Origin of the sequence: Flavobacterium hydatis, assembly GCF_000737695.1 — a bacterium.
Taxonomy (GTDB): Bacteria; Bacteroidota; Bacteroidia; order Flavobacteriales; family Flavobacteriaceae; genus Flavobacterium; species Flavobacterium hydatis.
On sequence record NZ_JPRM01000047.1, the window covers coordinates 1 to 22158 of the forward strand.

Here is a 22158-nt window from a genome sequence, read left to right on the forward strand (position 1 = left end):
TATAAATAAAAGTTGATCTGTCTGGCAGCGTAAAAGAGAAATACATCATGGATAAAATGAAAAAAATAGTATCACATTGTAGTTTATTAGCTTTTGTTTTTACCCAATTAATTAGTTGCCAAATGAAAAAAGAATTACCACAATTTCATGTAGAAATGTGCCATCCTGAGAATAAGTATTTAATAGAGCCTGTTTATGATAAAATAAAAACCGTTGAGAATGGCTGGTCTGCTTCGTTCCCGTATGGAGGCTCTTCGGGCGAATGGGGTTCTGCTCATGCGCGATGGACAGAACAGTACGGCACTCCTATAGGGGTCGATGTTACTTATTATGCAAAGTATGAAGATACTTTTTATCGTTTAAATGTTGATTTTCCGGTGGAAACTATACAGGATTTAACCAAAAGATTTTATTCTAATTATGAAGATTTAGAATATAATGACGATATAAAGGAATATGTATATGAGAGAAAATCACATCAAAGAGCTTATACAGGGTTTGGCGATATTATTTTTGGCTTTGCGCCAAAAGGAGTAGTTGTGGTTTGGTTACGATATGGTGCTACCCAAAAAGAACTGGGGCGTTATCAGGCAGAAGCCATAAAAGACGACAAGGCATTAGCAGATAAATTATTTTCTAGCACAATTACAGTTTCTAGGGAGCAAATAAGAAATACCCGACTGATTGGAGATGCAAGCCCTGAAAAATGGGATAATTACCGTAAGAAATATATTTGGCGTCCCGCCATAACTTCTACAAAGCCAAATTTTAAACTCTTTGAGACTATAACAGGATATTTTAATGGGGAATCTGAAATTGCAGTTAGACCTGTATTATTAAATCCTGCTAAGAGAGAAAGGGCTATACCAAGTCATATAACTTTTTTTTGGGAAACGGGTAAAGGAGAAAAATTTGAAGGCAGAGTTTTTTTTAATTGGCAAAAAACCAACGAACAGTTTGAAAATGAGAATACAGGAGATAATGAAATTCAAATAAAAATAAATGAAGATAATAATGGTTTTCAGGTATTTTTAAATAATAAGCCTTTGGAAACCGTAAATAAAAGAGTGTATTTGAGTAGTCAGAATTTTAAGGAATCATATAAGTAATTTTAGTTAATTAGGTAACTATAAAGGATCTTAGTTTAATTAACAACAAAATAGAAAATCTCATTCGCCACAACGAATGGGATTTTTTTATTTAGCAGAAGCCTTATTTAGATTTTTAAATATTCGTTTTAAAGATCCGAGCATTAACTTGTCCGAGTTTCTGTAGAATGTTATATTGTCTATAAGTTTATTTGATTTTTCTGTTTCCCACACAGATTTTGTGTCTTTTTTATGGGCTGTACCAACTACTTTTTGGGAGAAAATAATTTCCTGTAAGTTTAAGTCGTATATCTCTAGCGTTACAGCGCTTTCGTTTTTGCCTCTGTCGCTTTCGTCTTGATAAAGTTCAACAGAAGAAAAATCGCTTTTGTTTTTTGTGGAAACAATATTAATAAAGTAATCAAAGCCAGTTCCGTCTTTAAGTTCTTTTAGTTTTGTTTTGTTGGGTTCTAAAGGAATCTTTCGTGTAATTAATAATCCATTTACATCATTGATATAAGATATTCTTTCGCCTAAGTTCTTCTTGAAATATTCTAGAGTCTCAGAAGTTAATTTGTCTTTAGAATTTTTAGGACAATTTAATTCGTTAAGCAGCCATTTTCCAGATGTAAAATCTACACCCGTTTTTGGCCCAGGCATTGTTAGATACGATGATGATTCGCATGATGAAATAATGAAGAGAAAAATGAAAGGTATTAATCTTAAGCTTTTCATAACTATATTTTTGTTGGCTTCAAATGTAGTTTAAAAAAGGAGTTTCTTTAAAGATTTTGACTACAAAATTAAAAATCCCATTTGCCGTAACAAATGGGATTTCTTTTATTTCAATCTGAAAAGGTATTTTAAAACTGACTATTGTTTTTGAATACCTCTTGGTTTACTTCGTCGATATAGTTTAAGACATCATCTTTACCAGTAGATTCTGTTGCTGATGTTACAAAATAATGAGGCATTTCGGCCCAGTTATTAGCGAACATTTTCTTTTTGTAAGCGGCAATATGCGAATCGATTTTTACTTTACTGATTTTGTCAGCTTTTGTAAAAATGATGCAAAACGGAATTTCGCTTTCTCCCATGTACGACATAAATTCAATGTCGATGGCTTGGGCTTCATGGCGAATATCAATCAAAACAAAAGCGCAAACTAATTGTTCGCGAGTTTCAAAATAATCGGTAATGAACTGTTGGAAAACAGATTTTGTTTTCTTAGAAACTTTAGCATAACCATATCCTGGTAAATCGACAAGGAACCAATTGTTGTTAATCAGGAAATGATTTATCAATTGTGTTTTCCCAGGGCGACCAGAAGTTTTTGCTAGGTTTTTATGATTGGTCAACATGTTGATCAAAGAAGACTTTCCTACATTTGATCTTCCTATAAAAGCATATTCTGGCAAGAAGTCCTTAGGACATTTGCTTACATCAGAATTACTAATTAAAAATTCGGCGGTATTTATTTTCATATCTATACTATTTCTAAAACCTCCTCAAATTCGAAAGCGTTTATTATAAATTGGTTTTTTGTAACCACTCTTCAAGAATTTTGTTAAACTCTTCTGGATGTTCCATCATGGCAGCATGTCCACATTTGTCTATCCAATATAAAGAAGAGTTAGGAAGTAATTTGTTAAACTCTTCGGCTACGTCCGGTGGAGTTACTTTGTCATTTTTACCCCAAATGATACAAGTTTCTACTTGCATTTTAGGTAAATCTTTTGCCATGTTATGACGAATGGCACTTTTTGCTATTGTTAGCGTTTTAATTAATTTTATACGATCATTTACCGAAGCGTAAACTTCATCGATAAGTTCGGGAGTTGCAATCTTAGGATCATAAAACACATCTTCAGCTTTTCTTCTTATGTATTCGTAATCTCCTCTTTTAGGATAGCTATCGCCCATTGCACTTTCGTAAAGACCAGAACTTCCAGTTATAACAAGCCCAATTACTTTTTCAGGGTATAATTTGGTGTGGTATAAAGCAATATGTCCTCCTAATGAATTTCCTAATAAGATAACTTTATCAAACCCTTTGAAGGTGATAAAGTCCTTAACATATTTGGCAAAACTTTTTACGTTGGTTTTTAGTATGCTTTGTGTATATATCGGTAAGTCAGGTATTACTATTTTATATCCTCTATTTGAAAAATATTCGGCTACGGCATCGAAGTTACTAAGTCCTCCCATGAGTCCATGTAAAATAACAATAGGTGTCCCTTCTCCAGCTTCATAATAGCTGTATCTGCCTTCTTTTTTGTAATGTTTATCCATCTAACTAAATACCGATTTCAATTTGGACAAATATAGGGTTTAATACATAAATATGGATTTTTGAAAACATTTTTTAACTAGATAATTTTAGTCGAAGAAATAAAAGGCTAAAAATCAGTTGCTAGTTGTTTTGTTTTTTTTCTTTTTCCTTATGAAAATTCCCAAAATTTGATCTGAATTTTCGATAATATCATTTCGTTTTTTGTTATGTAGAATCATTCTTACAAGTATTTTTTGAATAGCTAATGTGTTGACTCTGCATAATTTAAGGCTTTTGGGGCAAAAGTGGTTAAACTTATCAACAAAGTGGTATATAGTGGTAAATTGTGGTAATATTTTTTATATTTTTGCTGTGTAACATATCCATACATTTTTTTGAACACAATTGTCGGGACATATGAGTGTAAAGTCGATGCAAAAGGGAGGCTGTTAATGCCTGCACCTTTAAAAAAGCAGTTGGCGACCTCTCTTCAAAACGGATTTGTTTTGAAGCGTTCTGTTTTTCAGACGTGTCTGGAGTTGTATCCAATGGAAGAATGGGATTTAATGATGCAGAAAATTAATAAACTGAATCGTTTTGTAAAAAAGAACAATGATTTTATCAGAAGGTTTACCGCTGGAGTTAAGATTGTTGAAATTGATGCATTAGGACGTTTATTGGTTCCGAAAGATTTAATGACATTTTCTGGTATTTCAAAAGACGTGGTGTTTTCATCAGCGGTAAATATTGTTGAAATATGGGATAAAGAGTTATACGAAAAATCAATTAGCGGCGAAGATATGGATTTTGCAGATTTAGCCGAAGAAGTAATGGGAAATATAAATGACGACGACAATGGAATATCATAATCCGGTTTTGCTTCATCCAACAGTAGATGGCTTGAATATTAAGCCCGACGGCATTTATGTAGATGTGACGTTTGGTGGTGGGGGACATTCAAAAGAGATTTTAAAAAGGCTAGGGCCAAACGGAAAATTATTTGCTTTTGATCAAGACGAAGACGCTTTAGCGAATGCTTTGCCAGATGAAAGGTTTACTTTGATAAATGAGAATTTTAGATTTATAAAAAGGTTCTTGCGTTTTCATGGTGTAAGAGGAGTAGATGGGATTTTGGCAGACTTAGGTGTTTCATCACACCAGTTTGATGTTCCCGAAAGAGGTTTTTCTACTCGTTTTGATGCTGAGCTAGATATGAGAATGAGTCAGAAGAATGATTTAAACGCATATCGTGTGGTAAATGAATACGACGAGCAGGATTTACGCCGCGTTTTCTTGGATTATGGAGAATTGAAAAATGCACCAGTTTTGTCAAGAACAATTGTAGAGGCAAGAGAGCACAGTCCAATTAAAACCACTGACGAATTAAAAGAAATTTTAGCGAAATATTTACCAGAAAGAGTTCGAAACAAAATATTAGCTCAGATTTATCAGGCCATTCGTATAGAGGTAAATCAGGAAATGGATGTGTTAAAAGAATTTATCGAGCAATCGTTAGAAGTATTAAATCCAGGAGGAAGATTAAGTGTTATTTCATATCACTCATTAGAAGACAGATTGGTGAAACGTTTTATTAAAAACGGAATGTTTGAAGGAGAGCCAGAACGTGATTTTTATGGGAATTTTTCAGTTCCATTTAAGACCATCGGAAAGCTAATAGTACCAGATGATGCAGAGATAAAAATAAACAACAGGGCTAGAAGCGCAAAGCTAAGAATAGCCGAGAAAATATAGTACTATAATAAGGTATAATGAAACACGGAGTATTTGACATATTAAAAGCAAGATTTCTTATTAATGATGACGCAGTGAAAAATTGGCGTTTTATCGTTTTTATCATTTTGCTGGCAATAATAATGATTGCAAATACACAACGATACGAACAAAAGGTTTTTGAAATTGCAAAATTGAATAATGAAGTAAAGGAATTGCGATCAGAGTTTGTAGACAGACGTTCGGAATTGATGAAGTTAAAAATGGAATCGACAGTATCGGAAAAAATGCTTAGTAAAGAAATTTATCCATCGACAGTTCCGCCGATTAAAATTGAAGTGAAGAAAGAAAAAGAAAAGAGCTTTTTTAAACGCATATGGCAGTAGACGATAAAAATATATCCTACAGAATTTATCTGGTAGCAGTTTTCATCTTTTTGATGGCAATTGGTATTGTCGTAAAGTTAACTAATATTCAGTGGGTTGAAGGTGATTATTACAGGAAATTAGCCAAGCAACGTACTGTTAAGAATTTTGTTATTCCTGCAAATAAAGGGAATATTTATTCTGCCGATGGGAGCCTTTTGGCAACCTCTATTCCTAATTACGAAATTAGATTTGATGCGGTTACACCTAAAACTGATGTATTCGAGAAAAATGTAAAATTGCTTTCGGATTCTTTGTCTATTGTTTTAGGAAGACCAAGTGGTTATTATCAAAATGAATTAAGAAAGGCTAGAGCCAATAAAAATAGATATTTTTTGATAGCTCGAAAATTGAGCTATACAGATTATATGAAGATAAAAGGGTTTCCATTATTTAATTTGGGAGCTTATAAAGGAGGAATTATCGTTGAGCAAGAAACGGTAAGAGAACATCCTATTGGTAAAATTGCCGAGCGTACTATTGGGTATGATAAAGGAGGAGTCAATGGAGACTCAATGGGAAAAGGAATTGAATGGGCATTTAGAAAATACCTGAATGGTAAAGATGGTAAAATTCTAAAGCAAAAAATTGCAAAAGGTCAGTGGAAACCTATTCGTGATGTAAACGAAGTAGATCCGCAAGATGGTTACGATGTAATATCGACTATTGATGTTTTTATTCAGGATATCGCGCATCATGCATTGCTAAAACAAGTAGAAGATTACCAGGCAGATCATGGTTGTGTAGTGGTAATGGAAACAGAAACTGGACGTATTAAAGCGATTTCTAACTTAGGTAGAGCAGAGGATGGTTCTTATTATGAGACTACAAATTATGCAGTAGCTGAATCGCACGAGCCAGGATCGACTTTTAAACTAGTTGATTTAATGACAATTTTAGAAGATAAAGTTGCGGATACCAGTACTATTTATGATAGTCAAGGAGGAACAATAAAATATTATGGTCGTTCTGTTAATGATTCGCACAGAGGTGGTTATGGTAAAGTTTCATTAGCTAGAGGGTTTGAGCTTTCGTCAAATACAGTAATGGCTCAGGCGGTTTATGATAATTATAAGAGCAACCCATCCAAATTTGTAAATCATATTAATGGGTACGGATTAAATAAAAGATTAGGGTTACCATTTGAAGGAGAAGGAAGACCATATATTCCACAACCAGGAGATAAACATTGGTCGGGAGTTTCATTGCCATGGATGGCTTTTGGATATGGTGTTTCGGTAACGCCCTTGCAAACTTTGACTTATTATAACTCGGTTGCGAATAACGGAGTAATGGTTAAGCCACAGTTTGTATCGGAGATAAAAGAATGGAATAGAACGATTAAGAAGTTTGATGTAGAAGTTATTAATCCAAAAGTTTGTTCGCAAGAAACCATTAATAAACTAAAAGCTGTTTTGGCGAATGTGGTTAAAAAAGGAACTGGATCTAAGCTGTATTCTAAAGATTTTTCGATGGCAGGAAAAACAGGAACAGTTAAGGTAAATTACGGAAAAGCTGACAAAGGAAATTTTTATTACGCTTCTTCATTTGTAGGATATTTTCCGGCAGATCATCCTAAATATTCTTGTATTGTAGTTGTTCACAAACCAAATACATCTAAGAATAATTATTATGGGGCTGATGTTGCAGGACCCGTTTTTAAAAGAATAGCACAAAAAATATTTACAGATGCACCATCTGCAAATACGATTAAAAAGATAGACGGTAAGATACCAAAACAAGAGGATAATTATAACACATATTATACTCAAGTGCAAAAGAAACAGTCAGTTCCAGACGTAAAAGGAATGCCGGGTATGGATGCCATTGCTTTGCTTGAAAATTTGGGACTTAAAGTAAAAGTTAACGGAGTAGGAAAAGTGAAAAATCAATCACTTCAGGCAGGGCAGAATATAGCCAAAAACACAATTATAATATTAGAATTATCGTGAATATATTAAAAGACATATTATACAAAGTAGCTATTGAATCGGTAACGGGTTCAACTGATATTGCTATTCATAAAATAGATTTCGATTCTAGAAAAATAGAAACGAATGATATTTTTGTTGCTATTAGAGGATCACTTTCTGATGGGCATGATTATATCCAAAAAGCAATTGAACTTGGGGCAACGGCTATTATTTGCGATACATTACCTGAGGTTTTAGCAAAAGAGGTTACCTATATTAAGGTTAAAGACACTAATTCGGCTTTGGCTTTTATGGCAGCTAATTATTTTGATAATCCATCAGAAAAAATAAAATTAGTTGGTATTACAGGAACAAACGGAAAAACTACGATTGCTTCATTGTTATATCAATTATTTAAAAAAGCAGGATTTAAAGTAGGTTTATTATCTACAGTAAAAATATTGGTAGACGAGACGGAGTATAAAGCAACTCATACAACACCAGATTCTATTACAATCAATCATTACTTAAATGAAATGATTGAAGCTGGAGTTACGTATTGTTTTATGGAAGTAAGTTCGCATGGAATTCATCAAAAGCGTACCGAAGCTTTACATTTTGTAGGTGGGATTTTTACAAATTTATCACATGATCATTTGGATTATCATCCAACTTTTGCAGAATATAGAGATGTAAAAAAGTCGTTTTTTGATTCATTACCAAAAACAGCATTTGCATTATCAAATATCGATGATAAAAATGGACCTGTAATGTTGCAAAATACAGTTGCTAAAAAGCGTACTTATGCTTTAAAATCCTATGCAGATTATAAAGCGCAAATTTTAGAAAACCAATTATCAGGATTGTTATTAAAAATTAATGATAATGAAGTTTGGGTAAAATTAATAGGAACATTTAATGCTTATAATTTATTAGCGATCTACGGAACAGCTATTGAATTAGGAATTGATAGCCTTGAAGCGTTGCGTTTATTGTCAGATTTAGAAAGTGTTTCTGGACGTTTTCAATTTATCGTGTCAGATTCTAATATCACAGCAATTGTAGATTATGCACACACACCAGATGCGTTAGAAAACGTATTGAAAACCATAAATGATATTCGTACTAAAAACGAACAATTAATTACGGTTGTAGGTTGTGGAGGAAACAGAGATAAAACCAAGCGCCCGATTATGGCACAAATTGGTTCAGAATTAAGTGATAAGGCAATATTTACATCTGATAACCCTAGAAATGAAGATCCAGAAACTATAATTAGTGAAATGGAAAAAGGTGTTGAACCTCAAAATTATAAAAAAACATTGGCAATTACAGATCGAAAACAAGCTATAAAAACAGCTTGTCAACTTGCTCAGCCTAACGATATTATTTTAATAGCAGGTAAGGGACACGAAACGTACCAAGAAGTAAATGGGGTGCGTCATGATTTTGATGACATGAAGATAGTTAAGGAGATTTTAGCACAACTAAACAAATAAAACAAGATATATGCTATACTATTTATTTGAATATTTAGACAAAACATTAGATGTGCCAGGAACAGGAGTTTTTCAGTACATTACTTTTAGATCGGCTTTAGCTTTCTTGCTTTCGTTGCTTTTATCAACAATCTACGGAAAAAGAATTATCAATTTCCTAAGAAATCAACAAGTAGGCGAAACTGTTCGTGAACTTGGACTTGCTGGTCAAAACGAAAAAGCTGGTACGCCAACAATGGGAGGTTTAATTATCATATTTGCTACCCTTGTGCCTGTTTTGTTGTTTGCTAAACTGCATAATATTTATATCGTATTGCTAATTGTGACCACGCTTTGGATGGGAGTAATTGGTTTTGTGGATGATTATATCAAGATTTTCAAAAAAGACAAACAAGGACTTAAAGGAATTTTTAAAGTTATAGGTCAAGTTGGTTTAGGTATAATTGTAGGGTCAGTGCTTTATTTTAGCCCAAATGTTACCGTAAGAACAGATACTGGTAATAGTGATATTTATAGAGTACAGTCAACAACAAGTGTTATAGTTCCTGCATTAATAGAAGAAAAGTCGACGGTAACAACTATTCCTTTCTTTAAAAATAATGAATTTGATTATGCTGAATTATTGGCTTGGACAGGTGAAGGATATGAAAAATGGGCTTGGTTAATTTTTATACCAGTTGTAATTTTTATTATCACAGCAGTTTCTAATGGAGCTAATTTAACAGATGGAATAGATGGTCTTGCAGCGGGAACTTCGGCAGTGTCCGTCCTCGCGCTCGGGATATTTACGTTTCTATCCGGAAATATTATTTTCTCGAATTACCTCAATATAATGTATATCCCCAATTCGGGAGAAATGACCGTTTTTATATCCGCCTTCGTAGGTGCATTAATTGGGTTTCTATGGTACAATTCATATCCGGCATCTGTTTTTATGGGAGATACGGGAAGTTTAACAATAGGTGGAATCATAGCTGTTCTGGCAATTGCGGTTCGTAAAGAAATGCTGATTGTTTTGTTCTGTGGAATTTTCTTAGCAGAAAGTGCTTCGGTAATTATTCAGGTAGCTTATTTTAAATATACAAAAAAACGTTTTGGCGAAGGACGAAGGATTTTCCTGATGTCGCCATTGCATCATCATTACCAGAAAAAAGGGTATCATGAAAGTAAAATTGTAACCCGTTTTTGGATTGTTGCAATCATGTTAGCCATATTGTCTATCGTAACATTAAAACTAAGATAATATATGAGGTTAGTTGTTTTAGGTGGTGGAGAAAGCGGTGTTGGTACTGCTATTCTTGGAAAAAAGAAAGGATACGATGTTTTTGTTTCCGATTACGGGAAGATAAACGAGAGTTATAAAGAAGTTCTTATTATTAACGGAATTGCCTGGGAAGAAGGAAAGCATACCGAAGACTTGATTTTAAATGCCGATGTCGTCATGAAAAGTCCCGGTATTCCTGATAAATCACCTATAGTTAAGAAGTTAGTAGAAAAAGGAATTAAAGTAATCTCAGAAATTGAGTTTGCAAAACCTTTCACCGAAGCCTTAACAGTTGGAATTACAGGAAGTAATGGTAAGACAACAACAACAATGTTAACCTATCATTTGCTGAAGTCGGCAGGATTAAATGTAGGATTGGGAGGTAATATCGGAAAGAGTTTTGCATGGCAGGTAGCCGAAAACAAATTCGATTTTTATGTGCTTGAGTTAAGCAGTTTTCAATTGGACGGGATTATAGATTACAGGCCAGATATTGCGATTATAACCAATATTAGTCCAGATCATTTAGACAGATATGATTATAAGTATGAAAATTACATTAACTCGAAGTTTCGGGTAACGATGAATCAGACTGAAAGTGATTATCTTATTTATGATGGTGATGATGAAGCATCAGCCGAATGGCTTAAAAATAACGCGACAAAAGCAAAATTAATTCCTTTTTCATTGACAGAAGAATTCAATGAAGGAGCATTTATAAAAAACAACAAAATGGAAATCAAGATTAACCAAGAAGAGTTTACAATGGATACTGAGTACATTGCTTTAGAAGGAAAACATAATTTGAAAAACGCAATGGCAGCAAGTTCAGTAGCTAAGTTGATGCAAATCAGAAACGCAACAATTCGTGAGAGTTTATCTAATTTTCAAGGTGTTGAACACCGCTTAGAAAAAGTTCTGAAAATTCAGAATGTACAATATATTAATGATTCAAAAGCAACAAACGTAAACGCTACATTTTTTGCTTTGGATAGTATGAATGCTCCAACAGTTTGGATTGTTGGTGGTGTTGATAAAGGAAATGATTATAACGAATTAATGTCATTAGTTCGTGAAAAAGTAAAAGCAATTATTTGTCTTGGAGTTGATAACAGAAAAATTATCGATGCTTTTGGAAATGTAGTTGACATTATGGTTGAAGTTAATAATATGAATGACGCTGTAAAAACAGCACAGCGCTTAACCGAAAAAGGTGATGCAGTATTATTATCTCCAGCTTGCGCAAGTTTCGATTTATTCGAAAACTACGAAGACAGAGGTAAGCAATTTAAGCAGGCAGTACACAATCTATAAAAGTTTAAGTTTTAATGTTTAAGGTTGAGCAACTTTGAACATTAAACAAAAATAACTTTAAACAAAATTGAAGATGAAAGAGCTAGTAAACAAATTAAAAGGAGATAGGGTAATATGGTCATTTGTGGCTTTATTGGCTTTGTTTTCGTTTATGCCTGTTTTTAGTGCGAGTAGTAATTTAGCCTATTTAGGTCACGGAACAGGAAATACACTGGGTTATTTGGTAAAACATTTGGCTCATATTTGTATTGGGTTTTTAATTATTTACTGGGTGCACAAAGTGCCATACCATTATTTTAGAGCAATTTCGAAGGTTGCTTTGCCAGTAGTTTGGCTTCTGTTAGCCTATACACTTCTAAAAGGAACTGTTATTGCTGGAGCAAATGCGAGTAGATGGATACAGGTTCCGTTTATCGGGATTACATTCCAGACCTCTACATTGGCATCGATGGTGTTGTTTATTTTTGTGGCGCGTTATTTATCGAAAACCAGAGATGAAGATGAACCTTTTCAGACCTCGTTGATACAGCTTTGGATGCCAGTTTTTGTTACGCTGATGCTTATTTTGCCAGCCAATTTCTCGACAACAGCACTTATCTTTTCGATGGTATTAATGCTTACGTTCATTGGTAAATATCCTTTAAAATATATCGGATTAATTATAGGTTCGGGAGTTGTAATGTTTTTGTTCTTTCTTCTTTTAGCGAAAGCATTTCCAGAATCTCGTTTTTTTAGCAGGGTAGGAACATGGGGAAGTCGAATCGAGAATTTTACGACCGATAAGCCAGATGAAGATGATTATCAGATAGAGAAAGCAAAAATTGCAATTGCATCTGGAAAATTAGGAGGTTTAGGACCAGGAAAAAGTGTTCAGAAGAACTTTTTACCACAATCATCTTCCGATTTTATTTATGCAATTATTGTAGAAGAATACGGTTTAATAGGAGGTTTAACAATCTTGTGTTTGTATTTGTTATTACTGTTTCGATTTGTAATCGCATCGCATAAAGCCAATACACTATTTGGGAAGTTAGTCGTCGTCGGGCTCGGGTTTCCAATGATATTTCAGGCGATGATTAATATGGCTGTTGCGGTCGAATTATTGCCAGTAACAGGACAAACATTACCACTTATTAGTAGTGGAGGTAGTTCGATATGGATGACATGTTTTGCACTTGGAATCATTATTAGTGTTACCAAAAAAGACGAAGAAATTGAAGAAGAGCTGAAAGAAAAAGAAAAAAGAGAAGAAGCACTTCAGAAATTAATTGACAAACAACTAGAAGAAGAGAATGAAGTAAGAAGTAGTCAAGAAGTAACAGCAGCATATTCTATAGAAGACAATGCAAAGAATCCAATGGAAGCTGTTATGAGGTAGTTAGAGTTAAGAAGAGAATATAATAATTTTTAAAATGTAGTAACATTTAAAAATATGACAAAATATAAATTCATATTAAGCGGTGGTGGAACAGGAGGACATATTTATCCTGCAATCGCAATTGCGAATGAATTAAAATTACAATATCCTGATGCTGAGTTTCTATTTGTTGGTGCCAAAGACAAAATGGAAATGCAGAAAGTACCACAAGCAGGATATGAAATAAAAGGTCTTTGGATTGCTGGGTTACAACGAAAATTAACGTTACAGAATGCCATGTTTCCTTTTAAGTTAATGAGTAGTTTATTGCAATCAAGAAAAATAATTAAGGCATTTAAACCAAATGTAGTTATTGGTACAGGAGGTTTTGCTAGTGGGCCGTTATTAAAAATGGCAGGCTCGGCAGGAATTCCAACAGTTATTCAAGAACAAAACTCTTTTCCGGGAATTACAAATAAATTGCTTAGCAAAAAAGCGAGTGCAATTTGTGTAGCATATAAAAATTTAGAACGTTTTTTTCCTGCAGATAAAATTGTTTTAACTGGTAATCCGGTTCGTCAGGATTTAATTGATATTGGTAGCAAAAGAGACGAAGCAATTGCATTTTACAATTTAGATGCAAATAAAAAAACATTGTTGGTTCTTGGCGGAAGTCTTGGTGCTCGAAGAGTGAATCAATTAATAGAAAAAGAATTGCCAAATATGCTATCGCAATATGTTCAGGTAATCTGGCAATGCGGAAAATTATATTTTGAAGATTATAAAAAATACAATCAGCCAAATGTAAAAGTGGTTGATTTTATAGAACGAATGGATTTTGTTTATGCAGCTGCCGATGTGATTATTTCAAGAGCAGGAGCATCGTCGGTTTCGGAATTATGTATAGTTGGAAAGCCAGTCATTTTTATTCCGTCACCTAATGTTGCCGAAGATCATCAAACAAAAAACGCACAAGCTATTGTAGATCAGAATGGTGCGATTTTATTGAAAGAATCTGAGTTAAATAGCGAGTTTAGCATTGTTTTTGAAGCGTTGTTGAAGGATGAAGAAAAGCAAAAACAGCTTAGAGAGAATATAAAAAAATTGGCAATGCCAGGTGCAACAAAAGCAATTGTTGCAGAAATTATAAAGTTGATTAAGTAAAAAAATAGTCATAAAGTTGAAGGTCTACGCGTAAAGCTTAGTTCCTAAAGCCTAAAGCAAAAAAGAAATGAATTTAAACCAAATACAGAACGTCTATTTTATAGGAATTGGAGGCATCGGAATGAGTGCTCTGGCTCGTTATTTCAAGAACATTGGAAAACAAGTTTCAGGTTACGACAAGACACCTTCAACGCTTACAAATGAGCTTATCGAAAGTGGGATTAATATTCATTTTGAAGATAATATCAGTTTAATTCCAAGTGATTATTTTGTAGAAAACACATTGGTTATTATCACGCCAGCAGTTCCGACTTCACATTCGGAGTGGAATTATTTTTTAGAAAGAAATTATCAGGTTAAGAAAAGAGCCGAAGTTTTAGGAATTATTACCCAAGGTACTTTTTCTTTTGCTGTAGCAGGAACACATGGTAAAACAACAACATCTAGTATTTTAGGACATATTCTTTACGAAAGTGGTGCAGATGTTACTGCTTTTGTAGGTGGAATTGTAGAGAATTATAATTCGAACTTAATAGGAAACGGGAAAACTGTTACTGTTGTCGAGGCAGATGAATTTGATCGTTCGTTCTTGCATTTACACCCAAATATTGCTTGCATCACATCTATGGATGCAGATCATTTGGATATTTACGGAACAAGTGAAGCAATTGAAGAATCATTTGTAGAATTTGCTTCAAAAGTTGAGGATAAAAATAATCTTTTTATAACCAAAGAATTACCTCTTGAAGGAGTTCAATGTGCTATAAACGAAGACGCTCCGTTTAAAGCATTTAATGTAAGAATTGAGAAAGGAAGTTATGTTTTTGATGTGCAAACGCCATCAGAAACTATTAAAGATTTGCATTTTGGATTGCCAGGTAAGCATAATTTAATGAATGCTTTAATGGCTATTGCAATGGCAAAAACATACGGAACATCAACCGATGCAATTGCAAAAGCTTTGGCTTCGTTTAAAGGAATAAGAAGACGTTTTTCTTATCAGATTAAAACAGATAAACTGGTTTATATAGATGATTATGCACATCATCCGACAGAAATAAATGCAGTAAATCAAGCGGTTAGAGAGTTGTATCCAGGGCAAAAAGTACTGGCTGTATTTCAGCCTCATTTGTTTAGCAGAACAAGAGATTTTGCAGATGGATTTGCTAAAAGTTTATCCGCATTTGATGAAGTGATTTTATTGGATATTTATCCAGCAAGAGAGTTGCCGATGGAAGGAATTACATCGCAATGGCTAATGGATAAAATGAGTAATTCTAACAGGAAAATAGTTGCTAAAGATGATTTATTAGCATCAATTAAGGCGAGCGATGCGACCATAATTGTGACTATTGGAGCGGGTGATTTAGGAGAATTAGTGCCGTCAATTAAAAACATCTTAAATGAAATTAATTAATTGGATAAATATTCGTTTGATACTCATGTTTGGAGTAGTCATTTTTTTATTTTCGTTTACTTCACATAGAAATGGAGAGCGAAATTTAAAGAAATCTACTGTTGTTTTTGTAGGAGAAAACGCTATTTTTATTAAGCCGGAAGCGGTTAATAAATTGTTAATAGAAAATGAAAAAGATGCTTCTAGCATTAAAAAAGAAGGGTTAGATTTGAATAAGATAGAGAAAGCCCTTAATACGCAAGTGATGATTGAAAAATCGGATGTATTTGTGAGTATTGATGGTATTCTAAAAGCAGTAGTAAAACAGAAGACGCCGATAGCCCGCATTATGAACGGGAATGAGTCGTTTTATATTGATTACGAGGGTAATAAAATGCCTTTGTCGGATAATTTTACGGCTAGAGTTCCTCTTGTTTCGGGGAATATAAATGAGAAAAATAACGAAGAATTAGCTACATTATTCCGCATGATTTTTGACGATGCATTTTTGAAAAAAAATATCATTGCGATTCAAATTATGCCTAATGGTAGCTTAAAATTGCTTAACAGAAATTTTAATTATGAGATAGATTTTGGCAGAACGATAAATGTTGAGCGAAAATTTAATAATTATAAAGCCTTTTTTCAAAAAGCTGTTTTGGATAGTTCGTTATATAAATATAAAAGGATAGATCTTAGGTTTACGGAACAAGTAGTTTGCACAAAATAATAGATAATGGGAAAAGATAATATTGCAGTAGGTCTAGATATTGGTACAACCAAAATTGTTGCCATGATAGGTAAGAAGAATGAATATGGTAAGCTTGAGATTCTAGGAATAGGAAAATCAAAAAGCTTAGGTGTTGCGAGAGGTGTTGTAAACAATATTACTCAAACAATACAATCTATTCAGCAAGCGATACATGAAGCGGAGAATAATTCGGGTTACAAGATTAAAGATGTAGTTGTAGGGATAGCAGGACAGCATATTCGTAGTATTCAGCATACAGACTACATAAGCAGAAGCAATCCTGAAGAGGTAATTGGCGAGAATGACATTCAGCTTTTAATAGACCAAGTTAATAAACTGGCTATGTTACCAGGTGAAGAAATTATTCACGTTTTACCACAGGAATTTAAAATTGATGGACAATCGGAGATTAAAGAACCGATTGGAATGTACGGTGGAAGATTAGAATCTAGTTTTCACGTTGTAGTTGGACAGGCTTCATCTATAAGAAACGTGGGAAGATGTATTCAGAGTTCAGGAATTGAATTATCAGGCTTAACATTAGAGCCATTGGCTTCGGCAGATGCTGTATTGAGTCAGGAAGAAAAAGAAGCAGGAGTAGCACTTATCGATATCGGTGGCGGTACAACAGATTTAGCAATTTTTAAAGACGGAATCATTCGTCATACTGCTGTAATTCCTTTTGGAGGAAATGTAATTACAGATGATATAAAAGAAGGTTGTTCAATTATTGAGAAACAAGCCGAATTATTGAAGATTAAATTTGGATCTGCATGGCCAGGTGAAAACAAAGACAATGAAATTGTTTCGATTCCGGGATTAAGAGGAAGAGAGCCAAAAGAAATTTCTTTGAAAAATTTATCAAAAATAATTCATGCTCGTGTTGTCGAAATTGTAGATCAGGTTTTTACAGAAGTAAAAGCTTATGGACATGAAGATCCTCGTAAAAAATTAATTGCAGGAATTGTTCTTACAGGTGGTGGAGCTCAACTAAAACACATTAAGCAATTAGTAGAGTACATTACAGGAATGGATACCAGAATTGGTTACCCAAATGAGCATTTGGCAGGAAATTCTAACGAAGAAATCTCTAGTCCGTTATACGCTACAGCTGTTGGTTTAGTAATGAACAGCATAGAAAATAGAACTCAAAGTGCCGTAAGATTGGATGTTATAGAACAACCAAAGGCACCAGTACATAGAGCCCCGGTACAACAGCAACATTATGAGGTTGAAGAATCTTATGTAGAAACTGTTGAAGAAGTGAAGAAGGTAGTTAAGGAAGAATCGACTGAAACAAAAATAAGAAGATCCTTTTTTGACCGCTATGTCGATAAAATCAAAGATTTTTTAGACAACGCTGAATAAGCGATTTGAAATAATACAAGAATTAATATTTAATATCAAAAAACCAAAAATATGATGGGCAACTCAGAATTTGGAAGCATTTCATTTGATTTACCAAAGAATCAATCAAATGTAATAAAAGTTATCGGTGTAGGAGGTGGAGGTAGTAATGCCATAAACCATATGTTTAAACAAGGAATTAAAGGAGTAGATTTTATCGTTTGTAATACAGATTCACAAGCGCTACAAAATAGTTCCGTGCCTAATAAAATTCAGTTAGGGGTTAACTTAACAGAAGGTTTAGGAGCAGGTGCCAATCCAGATGTAGGACAACAGTCGGCTATCGAAAGTATTGCAGACATCGAGAAGATGTTGGATCGCAATACCAAGATGGTATTTATTACTGCAGGTATGGGTGGAGGTACCGGTACAGGTGCTGCGCCAGTAATTGCACAATTATCCAAAGAAAGAGAAATTCTTACAGTTGGAATCGTTACTATTCCGTTTCTTTTCGAAGGTAAAGTACGTCAGGAGCAAGCGCTTTTGGGTATCGAAAAGTTACGTAAACAAGTCGATTCATTAATTGTAATTAATAATAATAAATTAAGAGAAGTTTACGGAAATCTTGGTTTTAAAGCAGGATTCTCTAAAGCTGATGAAGTTTTGGCAACAGCCTCAAGAGGTATTGCTGAAGTTATTACGCATCACTATACTCAGAATATCGATTTACGTGACGCTAAAACAGTATTGTCTAATAGTGGAACTGCTATAATGGGATCATCTACTGCATCTGGAGAAAACAGAGCAAAAGATGCTATTATTTCGGCATTAGATTCTCCATTGTTAAATGACAATAAAATTACGGGAGCTAAAAACGTATTGTTGCTTATCGTTTCAGGTTCTAACGAGATTACACTTGATGAAATTGGAGAGATCAATGATCATATCCAGGTAGAGGCAGGTTTTAACGCAAATATCATTATGGGGGTTGGTGAAGACGAAACTCTTGGTGATGCTATTGCTGTTACTATTATTGCGACAGGTTTTGATGTGGAACAACAAAACGAAATCGTAAATACTGAGCCTAAAAAAATTATCCATACGCTAGAAGATGAGCAAAGAAGTGTTCATAATTTAACGAATAAAACAGTTACTACTTTTGATTTGAATGCTGAAACCCCTTCAACACCAAAACCAGAAGATAAAATAGTTTTTGAACTAATCGACGATACACCAGCACCTACACCTGTTGCACCGATTGTTCAAACACCAGTGATTAACGAAGATGAATTAGTTGTAATGTCTGAATTTATTAAAAATTTAGATGTGACTTTTGAAATCGTTTCTCCAATTACAGATATTGATTTTACTATTTCAGCTCCTGAAGTTGCCCCTGTAAGAGCTGTTCAACAGAGAATCATTGAAAAAGAGGAACAAACTACTTTTTCTTTTGACTTGCCTCTTTTTAGAACTGAGCCAGAAGTTAAAGCTCCACCTGTAGTTGAAGATACTAGAGTTTTATTTGAATTATCAAATGAAACACGTGATATTAAAGTAAATCAGCCAGTTCAATTTGTTCCAGTTACAGAACTTTCGGATAAAGGTATTATCAAATATTCTTTGGAAGAGTATATGGAACTTGAGAATGATTTAAGTTCATCAAAACCTGTTGAAAAGGTAATTGAGGAAGTTATTCCAGAAGAACTTAATATTACAGTTCACCAAAGAGCAGTTGTGCCTGAAACTAATTTTTCTGCAGAAGTATCTCCAATGGAGTTAACTATCGAAGAAACATTACGTTTGAGAGCTGACGAAAGAAGAAAGAAATTAAAAGAATTTAACTATAAATTCCATAATAACGTTTCTAGAGTTGAAGAACTAGAGAAAGAGCCAGCCTATAAGAGATTGGGTATTGATCTTTCTAACAGTTCACAGAATAACACAAATTCTAGAATCTCTGTAGGAACAGATAGTAATAATGATTTACAGTTGCGTTCTAACAATTCATTTTTGCATGACAACGTAGATTAATATTATAAAATCAAAATGAGGTAACCCGAAAATTGAATTTAATTTTCGGGTTATTTTTTTTATCTTCGCACAGAATTAAAATCGGCTGAATTTTATACCGATTCTTCGGGATTTTGAATTCAAAAATCAAATTTTCAAATCATATAAGCCTAGCTTATTAAAAAATATAAATCAGATGAGTTTACAAACACAAATCATGGACGAAATTAAAACCGCCATGAGAGCAAAAGATACTGTTGCATTAGAGGCTTTAAGAGCTATCAAATCAGAAATGTTATTGGCTGCTACAGCTTCAGGATCTAAAGAAGAATTAACTGAAGATGATGAAATTAAATTACTTCAGAGATTAGTTAAAACTCGTAAAGAAAGCGCTAGAATTTTTACAGAGCAAAACCGTCCAGATTTAGCAGAGCCAGAATTGGCACAAATTGCTGTAATCGAGAAATTCTTGCCTGCACAATTAAGCGAAGAAGAAGTAGAAGCAGTTATTGCAAAAATCATTGCAGAAACTGGAGCTTCAGGAATTGCTTCAATGGGCAAAGTAATGGGATTGGCTTCTGCTCAATTGGGTGGAACTGCTGAAGGAAAAACCATTTCGACTATTGTAAAGAAATTATTAGTATAAGAATTTTATAGTTTGGATTTTAGATTCCTAATCGGGAATCTAAAATCTGAATTTCAATAATCTATAATCAAAATGACTGCGTAGTTCAACTGGATAGAATATCAGATTTCGACTCTGAGGGTTGTAGGTTCGAACCCTACCGTGGTCACATATTAATTGCTAATTCATTTCAAAACGCCTTATTTTAAAGGCGTTTTTTATTTTAAAATGAATTTAAATCCCACAATAGCCTTCTGAAACAAGGAACTTAGTCAGATATGAATATTTCAAATTTGAACTTCCTTTGTTTTGATAATAACCATGACTGAAAATGATTACTTGTTATTTTTTTGGCTGAATTTGGCGTGTAGAAAGGAACCGGTACAATACAGTTTCTTGAATTGTCGAATAAGATCAAGCTATCAATTTTAACTGTATAATTCTGATTTGTCTGATTGTTCGTTATTTTCTGTTTTTGTGTTGCACAATTTGTAAGTCAGAGAATAAAAATTACTTGTAAATATATTTTGTTCATTTTTTTTGATTAGCGCTAGATTCCTTATTCTGCTGTACAATGACCACAAACGTTTCGCAGCTGGGGACTTTTAAGTAGAGTATTTTTGACTGAACGTAAACGTGATTGTTTACGGTAATTCCACTAAAGCTCCAATCTACCCAAACTGCTGTTGGCGGATGGTATTATCGTTTGTTGGGTTCTAAATCCTTGTTTTTACTCTTCAAAACTTCAAACTCAATTAAATTAACTGGCTTTAGTAGAGGTTCTATTTTGGATGGATATTTCAGTAGCAATTCTTTCGGTCTAATTGGTCTTTTCTCAAATCCACCTCCGCAATTTGGGCAAACATTTTCTAAGAGATTGTCTACACAATCCTTACAATAAGTACATTCAAAAGTACAAATCATTGCTTCTTCACTTTCGTTTGGTAAAGATTTTGCGCAATGTTCACAAATAGGTCTAATTTCTAACATTCTTTTTTTATTTGTTATTCCACGAATAATAATTATGATCTAAGTCCATTGAAAATCCAGCTTTTGGATATAGTTTGTTTCCAACATCGTTTGATTTTGCAGTTTCTAAAACTATTCCACAAGAATTGGTTTCTATGCAAAGTTCTTTTGCTTTATTGATTAACAAAACCGAAACGCCAAGTCCTCTGTGATTATCAACAACAAATAAATCATTCAAAAGCCAAAGTCTTTTCATTCTTGTCGATGAGAAAATTGGATACATTTGAACAAAACCAATTAAGTTGTTTTCTGGATTCTCAGCTACAAAAATCTCGGATTCCTTGTTTTTAATTCTTTCAAGCAGGAATTTCTCTGACCCTTCCAAGTCAGATTCCATTTCATAGAAAATTCGGTAGTCATTAAAAAGCTCGGATAAATTCTTAACGTCATTTAGTTCTATTTTTCGTATTTTCATATGTTTCTTATTGGTACGTACGAATGTTCGTTTCTGCTTGCCGCCAACTTGTATATATGTCTGACGATAGCCGACTTATCTACACTAAATTGGGGCGCTATGTCTGACAGATGTCAGTGTTATTTGTTTTCAAAAATAGAATTTTTATTTCATTAACCACCAAATGGACTTTTTATTTATTAAATACTTTTCGTACTAATACGATTGTAAATCTTGGCGTTATTGTTACTTTGATGAATTAGCGAGAACTCAACTCTAACCAATAGTGATATTAAATTCAAATTGCAAAATTAGACATCATTCAAAATCTTTAAATCTTCCAATAATTGGTTCGGATTTTGTACCGTCAGGGTCACAATTTTCACTTTATTTTAAAAGAAAACGCCTTATTTATAAGGCATTTTCTTTTCTTGTAAACGCACGATTCTAATTCCATACAGCGAAGTCCGTAATTATAGGATATACCAATGTAGGTTTAATTTTCTCTTAATGCATCAGGGTACTTTTTTATAGTCATAATATTCTTTTTATTTATCTTCGTAAGTAATCAAACTCAAC

The 22158-nt window shown here is 33.6% G+C and carries 20 protein-coding genes and 1 tRNA gene; 16 read left to right on the forward strand and 5 right to left on the reverse strand.

From position 1 onward, the window contains the following. The first annotated feature begins 122 nt into the window (after positions 1-122). The gene (locus IW20_RS21875; protein ID WP_051886106.1) at positions 123-1109 is read left to right on the forward strand and encodes a DUF2931 family protein; all 987 of its coding nucleotides are present in this window, start codon (positions 123-125) and stop codon (positions 1107-1109) included. Positions 1110-1196: 87 nt separating this feature from the next. Here the strand turns inward: IW20_RS21875 and IW20_RS21880 are convergent, their stop codons facing one another. The 3 genes from IW20_RS21880 to IW20_RS21890 form a co-directional block, all read right to left on the reverse strand. Next, complete coding sequence (locus IW20_RS21880) at positions 1197-1823, reverse strand: hypothetical protein (protein ID WP_123869530.1); 627 nt, start codon at positions 1821-1823, stop codon at positions 1197-1199. Positions 1824-1951: 128 nt separating this feature from the next. Further along, positions 1952-2572 carry a ribosome biogenesis GTP-binding protein YihA/YsxC gene (gene yihA / locus IW20_RS21885; protein WP_035627606.1) on the reverse strand — a complete coding sequence of 207 codons (621 nt, stop codon included), beginning with the start codon at positions 2570-2572 and terminating at the stop codon, positions 1952-1954. A 43-nt stretch (positions 2573-2615) separates the two neighbouring features. Beyond that, the gene (locus IW20_RS21890) at positions 2616-3380 is read right to left on the reverse strand and encodes an alpha/beta fold hydrolase (RefSeq protein WP_035627608.1); all 765 of its coding nucleotides are present in this window, start codon (positions 3378-3380) and stop codon (positions 2616-2618) included. A gap of 375 nt (positions 3381-3755) precedes the next feature. Here IW20_RS21890 and IW20_RS21895 point away from each other — a divergent pair, with 375 nt between their 5' ends. From IW20_RS21895 to IW20_RS21965, 15 genes are all read left to right on the forward strand, one after another. Then, entirely contained in the window at positions 3756-4229 is a 474-nt protein-coding gene (locus tag IW20_RS21895) for a division/cell wall cluster transcriptional repressor MraZ (RefSeq protein ID WP_035627611.1), read from the forward strand. Beyond that, positions 4204-5112, forward strand: a complete 909-nt coding sequence (gene rsmH / locus IW20_RS21900; protein ID WP_205625923.1) for a 16S rRNA (cytosine(1402)-N(4))-methyltransferase RsmH — start codon at positions 4204-4206, stop codon at positions 5110-5112. The genes IW20_RS21895 and rsmH overlap by 26 nt, the downstream gene beginning before the upstream one ends. Positions 5113-5129: 17 nt before the next feature. Continuing rightward, the gene (locus IW20_RS21905) at positions 5130-5477 is read left to right on the forward strand and encodes an FtsL-like putative cell division protein (protein WP_035627620.1); all 348 of its coding nucleotides are present in this window, start codon (positions 5130-5132) and stop codon (positions 5475-5477) included. Further along, positions 5468-7468, forward strand: coding sequence for a penicillin-binding protein (locus IW20_RS21910; protein WP_035627623.1), 2001 nt, complete (start codon positions 5468-5470; stop codon positions 7466-7468). The genes IW20_RS21905 and IW20_RS21910 overlap by 10 nt, the downstream gene beginning before the upstream one ends. Further along, positions 7465-8928: a UDP-N-acetylmuramoyl-L-alanyl-D-glutamate--2,6-diaminopimelate ligase gene (locus IW20_RS21915; RefSeq protein WP_035627626.1), complete on the forward strand. Its 1464-nt coding sequence runs from the start codon at positions 7465-7467 to the stop codon at positions 8926-8928. Before IW20_RS21910 ends, IW20_RS21915 begins: the two co-directional genes overlap by 4 nt. A gap of 10 nt (positions 8929-8938) precedes the next feature. Further along, positions 8939-10171: a phospho-N-acetylmuramoyl-pentapeptide-transferase gene (gene mraY, locus IW20_RS21920; RefSeq protein ID WP_035627627.1), complete on the forward strand. Its 1233-nt coding sequence runs from the start codon at positions 8939-8941 to the stop codon at positions 10169-10171. A 3-nt stretch (positions 10172-10174) separates the two neighbouring features. After that, entirely contained in the window at positions 10175-11506 is a 1332-nt protein-coding gene (gene murD / locus IW20_RS21925) for a UDP-N-acetylmuramoyl-L-alanine--D-glutamate ligase (RefSeq protein ID WP_035627628.1), read from the forward strand. Between the two features lie 73 nt (positions 11507-11579). Continuing rightward, on the forward strand, positions 11580-12884 hold the full coding sequence (locus IW20_RS21930; protein WP_035627629.1) for an FtsW/RodA/SpoVE family cell cycle protein: 1305 nt from the start codon (positions 11580-11582) through the stop codon (positions 12882-12884). 54 nt (positions 12885-12938) lie between these two features. Further along, positions 12939-14027, forward strand: a complete 1089-nt coding sequence (gene murG, locus IW20_RS21935; RefSeq protein WP_035627630.1) for an undecaprenyldiphospho-muramoylpentapeptide beta-N-acetylglucosaminyltransferase — start codon at positions 12939-12941, stop codon at positions 14025-14027. A gap of 67 nt (positions 14028-14094) precedes the next feature. Next, positions 14095-15444 (forward strand): UDP-N-acetylmuramate--L-alanine ligase, encoded by a 1350-nt coding sequence (murC, locus tag IW20_RS21940; protein WP_035627631.1) that lies wholly within the window; start codon positions 14095-14097, stop codon positions 15442-15444. Continuing rightward, positions 15431-16153 carry a cell division protein FtsQ/DivIB gene (locus IW20_RS21945; RefSeq protein ID WP_035627636.1) on the forward strand — a complete coding sequence of 241 codons (723 nt, stop codon included), beginning with the start codon at positions 15431-15433 and terminating at the stop codon, positions 16151-16153. Before murC ends, IW20_RS21945 begins: the two co-directional genes overlap by 14 nt. Positions 16154-16159: 6 nt before the next feature. Further along, positions 16160-17542 carry a cell division protein FtsA gene (gene ftsA, locus IW20_RS21950; protein ID WP_035627639.1) on the forward strand — a complete coding sequence of 461 codons (1383 nt, stop codon included), beginning with the start codon at positions 16160-16162 and terminating at the stop codon, positions 17540-17542. A 51-nt stretch (positions 17543-17593) separates the two neighbouring features. After that, positions 17594-19552, forward strand: coding sequence for a cell division protein FtsZ (gene ftsZ, locus IW20_RS21955; RefSeq protein WP_035627641.1), 1959 nt, complete (start codon positions 17594-17596; stop codon positions 19550-19552). Between the two features lie 175 nt (positions 19553-19727). Then, positions 19728-20177, forward strand: coding sequence for a GatB/YqeY domain-containing protein (locus IW20_RS21960; RefSeq protein WP_035627643.1), 450 nt, complete (start codon positions 19728-19730; stop codon positions 20175-20177). Positions 20178-20251: 74 nt separating this feature from the next. Beyond that, positions 20252-20325: transfer RNA gene (locus tag IW20_RS21965), tRNA-Arg, on the forward strand. A gap of 530 nt (positions 20326-20855) precedes the next feature. Here the strand turns inward: IW20_RS21965 and IW20_RS21970 are convergent. Continuing rightward, positions 20856-21146, reverse strand: a complete 291-nt coding sequence (locus IW20_RS21970) for a DUF1272 domain-containing protein (RefSeq protein WP_035627646.1) — start codon at positions 21144-21146, stop codon at positions 20856-20858. A 7-nt stretch (positions 21147-21153) separates the two neighbouring features. Then, positions 21154-21600 (reverse strand): GNAT family N-acetyltransferase, encoded by a 447-nt coding sequence (locus tag IW20_RS21975; protein WP_035627648.1) that lies wholly within the window; start codon positions 21598-21600, stop codon positions 21154-21156. Positions 21601-22158: the final 558 nt, after the last annotated feature.

What these genes read in the sequence shown, in the direction of transcription:
- IW20_RS21910 (WP_035627623.1), top strand. Translation starts at nt 5,468, where the DNA reads ATGGCAGTAGACGATAAAAATATATCCTACAGAATTTATCTGGTAGCA.
- IW20_RS21945 (WP_035627636.1), top strand. Translation starts at nt 15,431, where the DNA reads ATGAAATTAATTAATTGGATAAATATTCGTTTGATACTCATGTTTGGA.
- IW20_RS21880 (WP_123869530.1), bottom strand. Translation starts at nt 1,823, where the DNA reads ATGAAAAGCTTAAGATTAATACCTTTCATTTTTCTCTTCATTATTTCA.
- murG (WP_035627630.1), top strand. Translation starts at nt 12,939, where the DNA reads ATGACAAAATATAAATTCATATTAAGCGGTGGTGGAACAGGAGGACAT.
- rsmH (WP_205625923.1), top strand. Translation starts at nt 4,204, where the DNA reads ATGACGACGACAATGGAATATCATAATCCGGTTTTGCTTCATCCAACA.
- murC (WP_035627631.1), top strand. Translation starts at nt 14,095, where the DNA reads ATGAATTTAAACCAAATACAGAACGTCTATTTTATAGGAATTGGAGGC.
- ftsA (WP_035627639.1), top strand. Translation starts at nt 16,160, where the DNA reads ATGGGAAAAGATAATATTGCAGTAGGTCTAGATATTGGTACAACCAAA.
- IW20_RS21930 (WP_035627629.1), top strand. Translation starts at nt 11,580, where the DNA reads ATGAAAGAGCTAGTAAACAAATTAAAAGGAGATAGGGTAATATGGTCA.
- IW20_RS21975 (WP_035627648.1), bottom strand. Translation starts at nt 21,600, where the DNA reads ATGAAAATACGAAAAATAGAACTAAATGACGTTAAGAATTTATCCGAG.
- mraY (WP_035627627.1), top strand. Translation starts at nt 8,939, where the DNA reads ATGCTATACTATTTATTTGAATATTTAGACAAAACATTAGATGTGCCA.
- IW20_RS21890 (WP_035627608.1), bottom strand. Translation starts at nt 3,380, where the DNA reads ATGGATAAACATTACAAAAAAGAAGGCAGATACAGCTATTATGAAGCT.
- yihA (WP_035627606.1), bottom strand. Translation starts at nt 2,572, where the DNA reads ATGAAAATAAATACCGCCGAATTTTTAATTAGTAATTCTGATGTAAGC.
- IW20_RS21960 (WP_035627643.1), top strand. Translation starts at nt 19,728, where the DNA reads ATGAGTTTACAAACACAAATCATGGACGAAATTAAAACCGCCATGAGA.
- IW20_RS21970 (WP_035627646.1), bottom strand. Translation starts at nt 21,146, where the DNA reads ATGTTAGAAATTAGACCTATTTGTGAACATTGCGCAAAATCTTTACCA.
- ftsZ (WP_035627641.1), top strand. Translation starts at nt 17,594, where the DNA reads ATGATGGGCAACTCAGAATTTGGAAGCATTTCATTTGATTTACCAAAG.
- murD (WP_035627628.1), top strand. Translation starts at nt 10,175, where the DNA reads ATGAGGTTAGTTGTTTTAGGTGGTGGAGAAAGCGGTGTTGGTACTGCT.
- IW20_RS21905 (WP_035627620.1), top strand. Translation starts at nt 5,130, where the DNA reads ATGAAACACGGAGTATTTGACATATTAAAAGCAAGATTTCTTATTAAT.
- IW20_RS21875 (WP_051886106.1), top strand. Translation starts at nt 123, where the DNA reads ATGAAAAAAGAATTACCACAATTTCATGTAGAAATGTGCCATCCTGAG.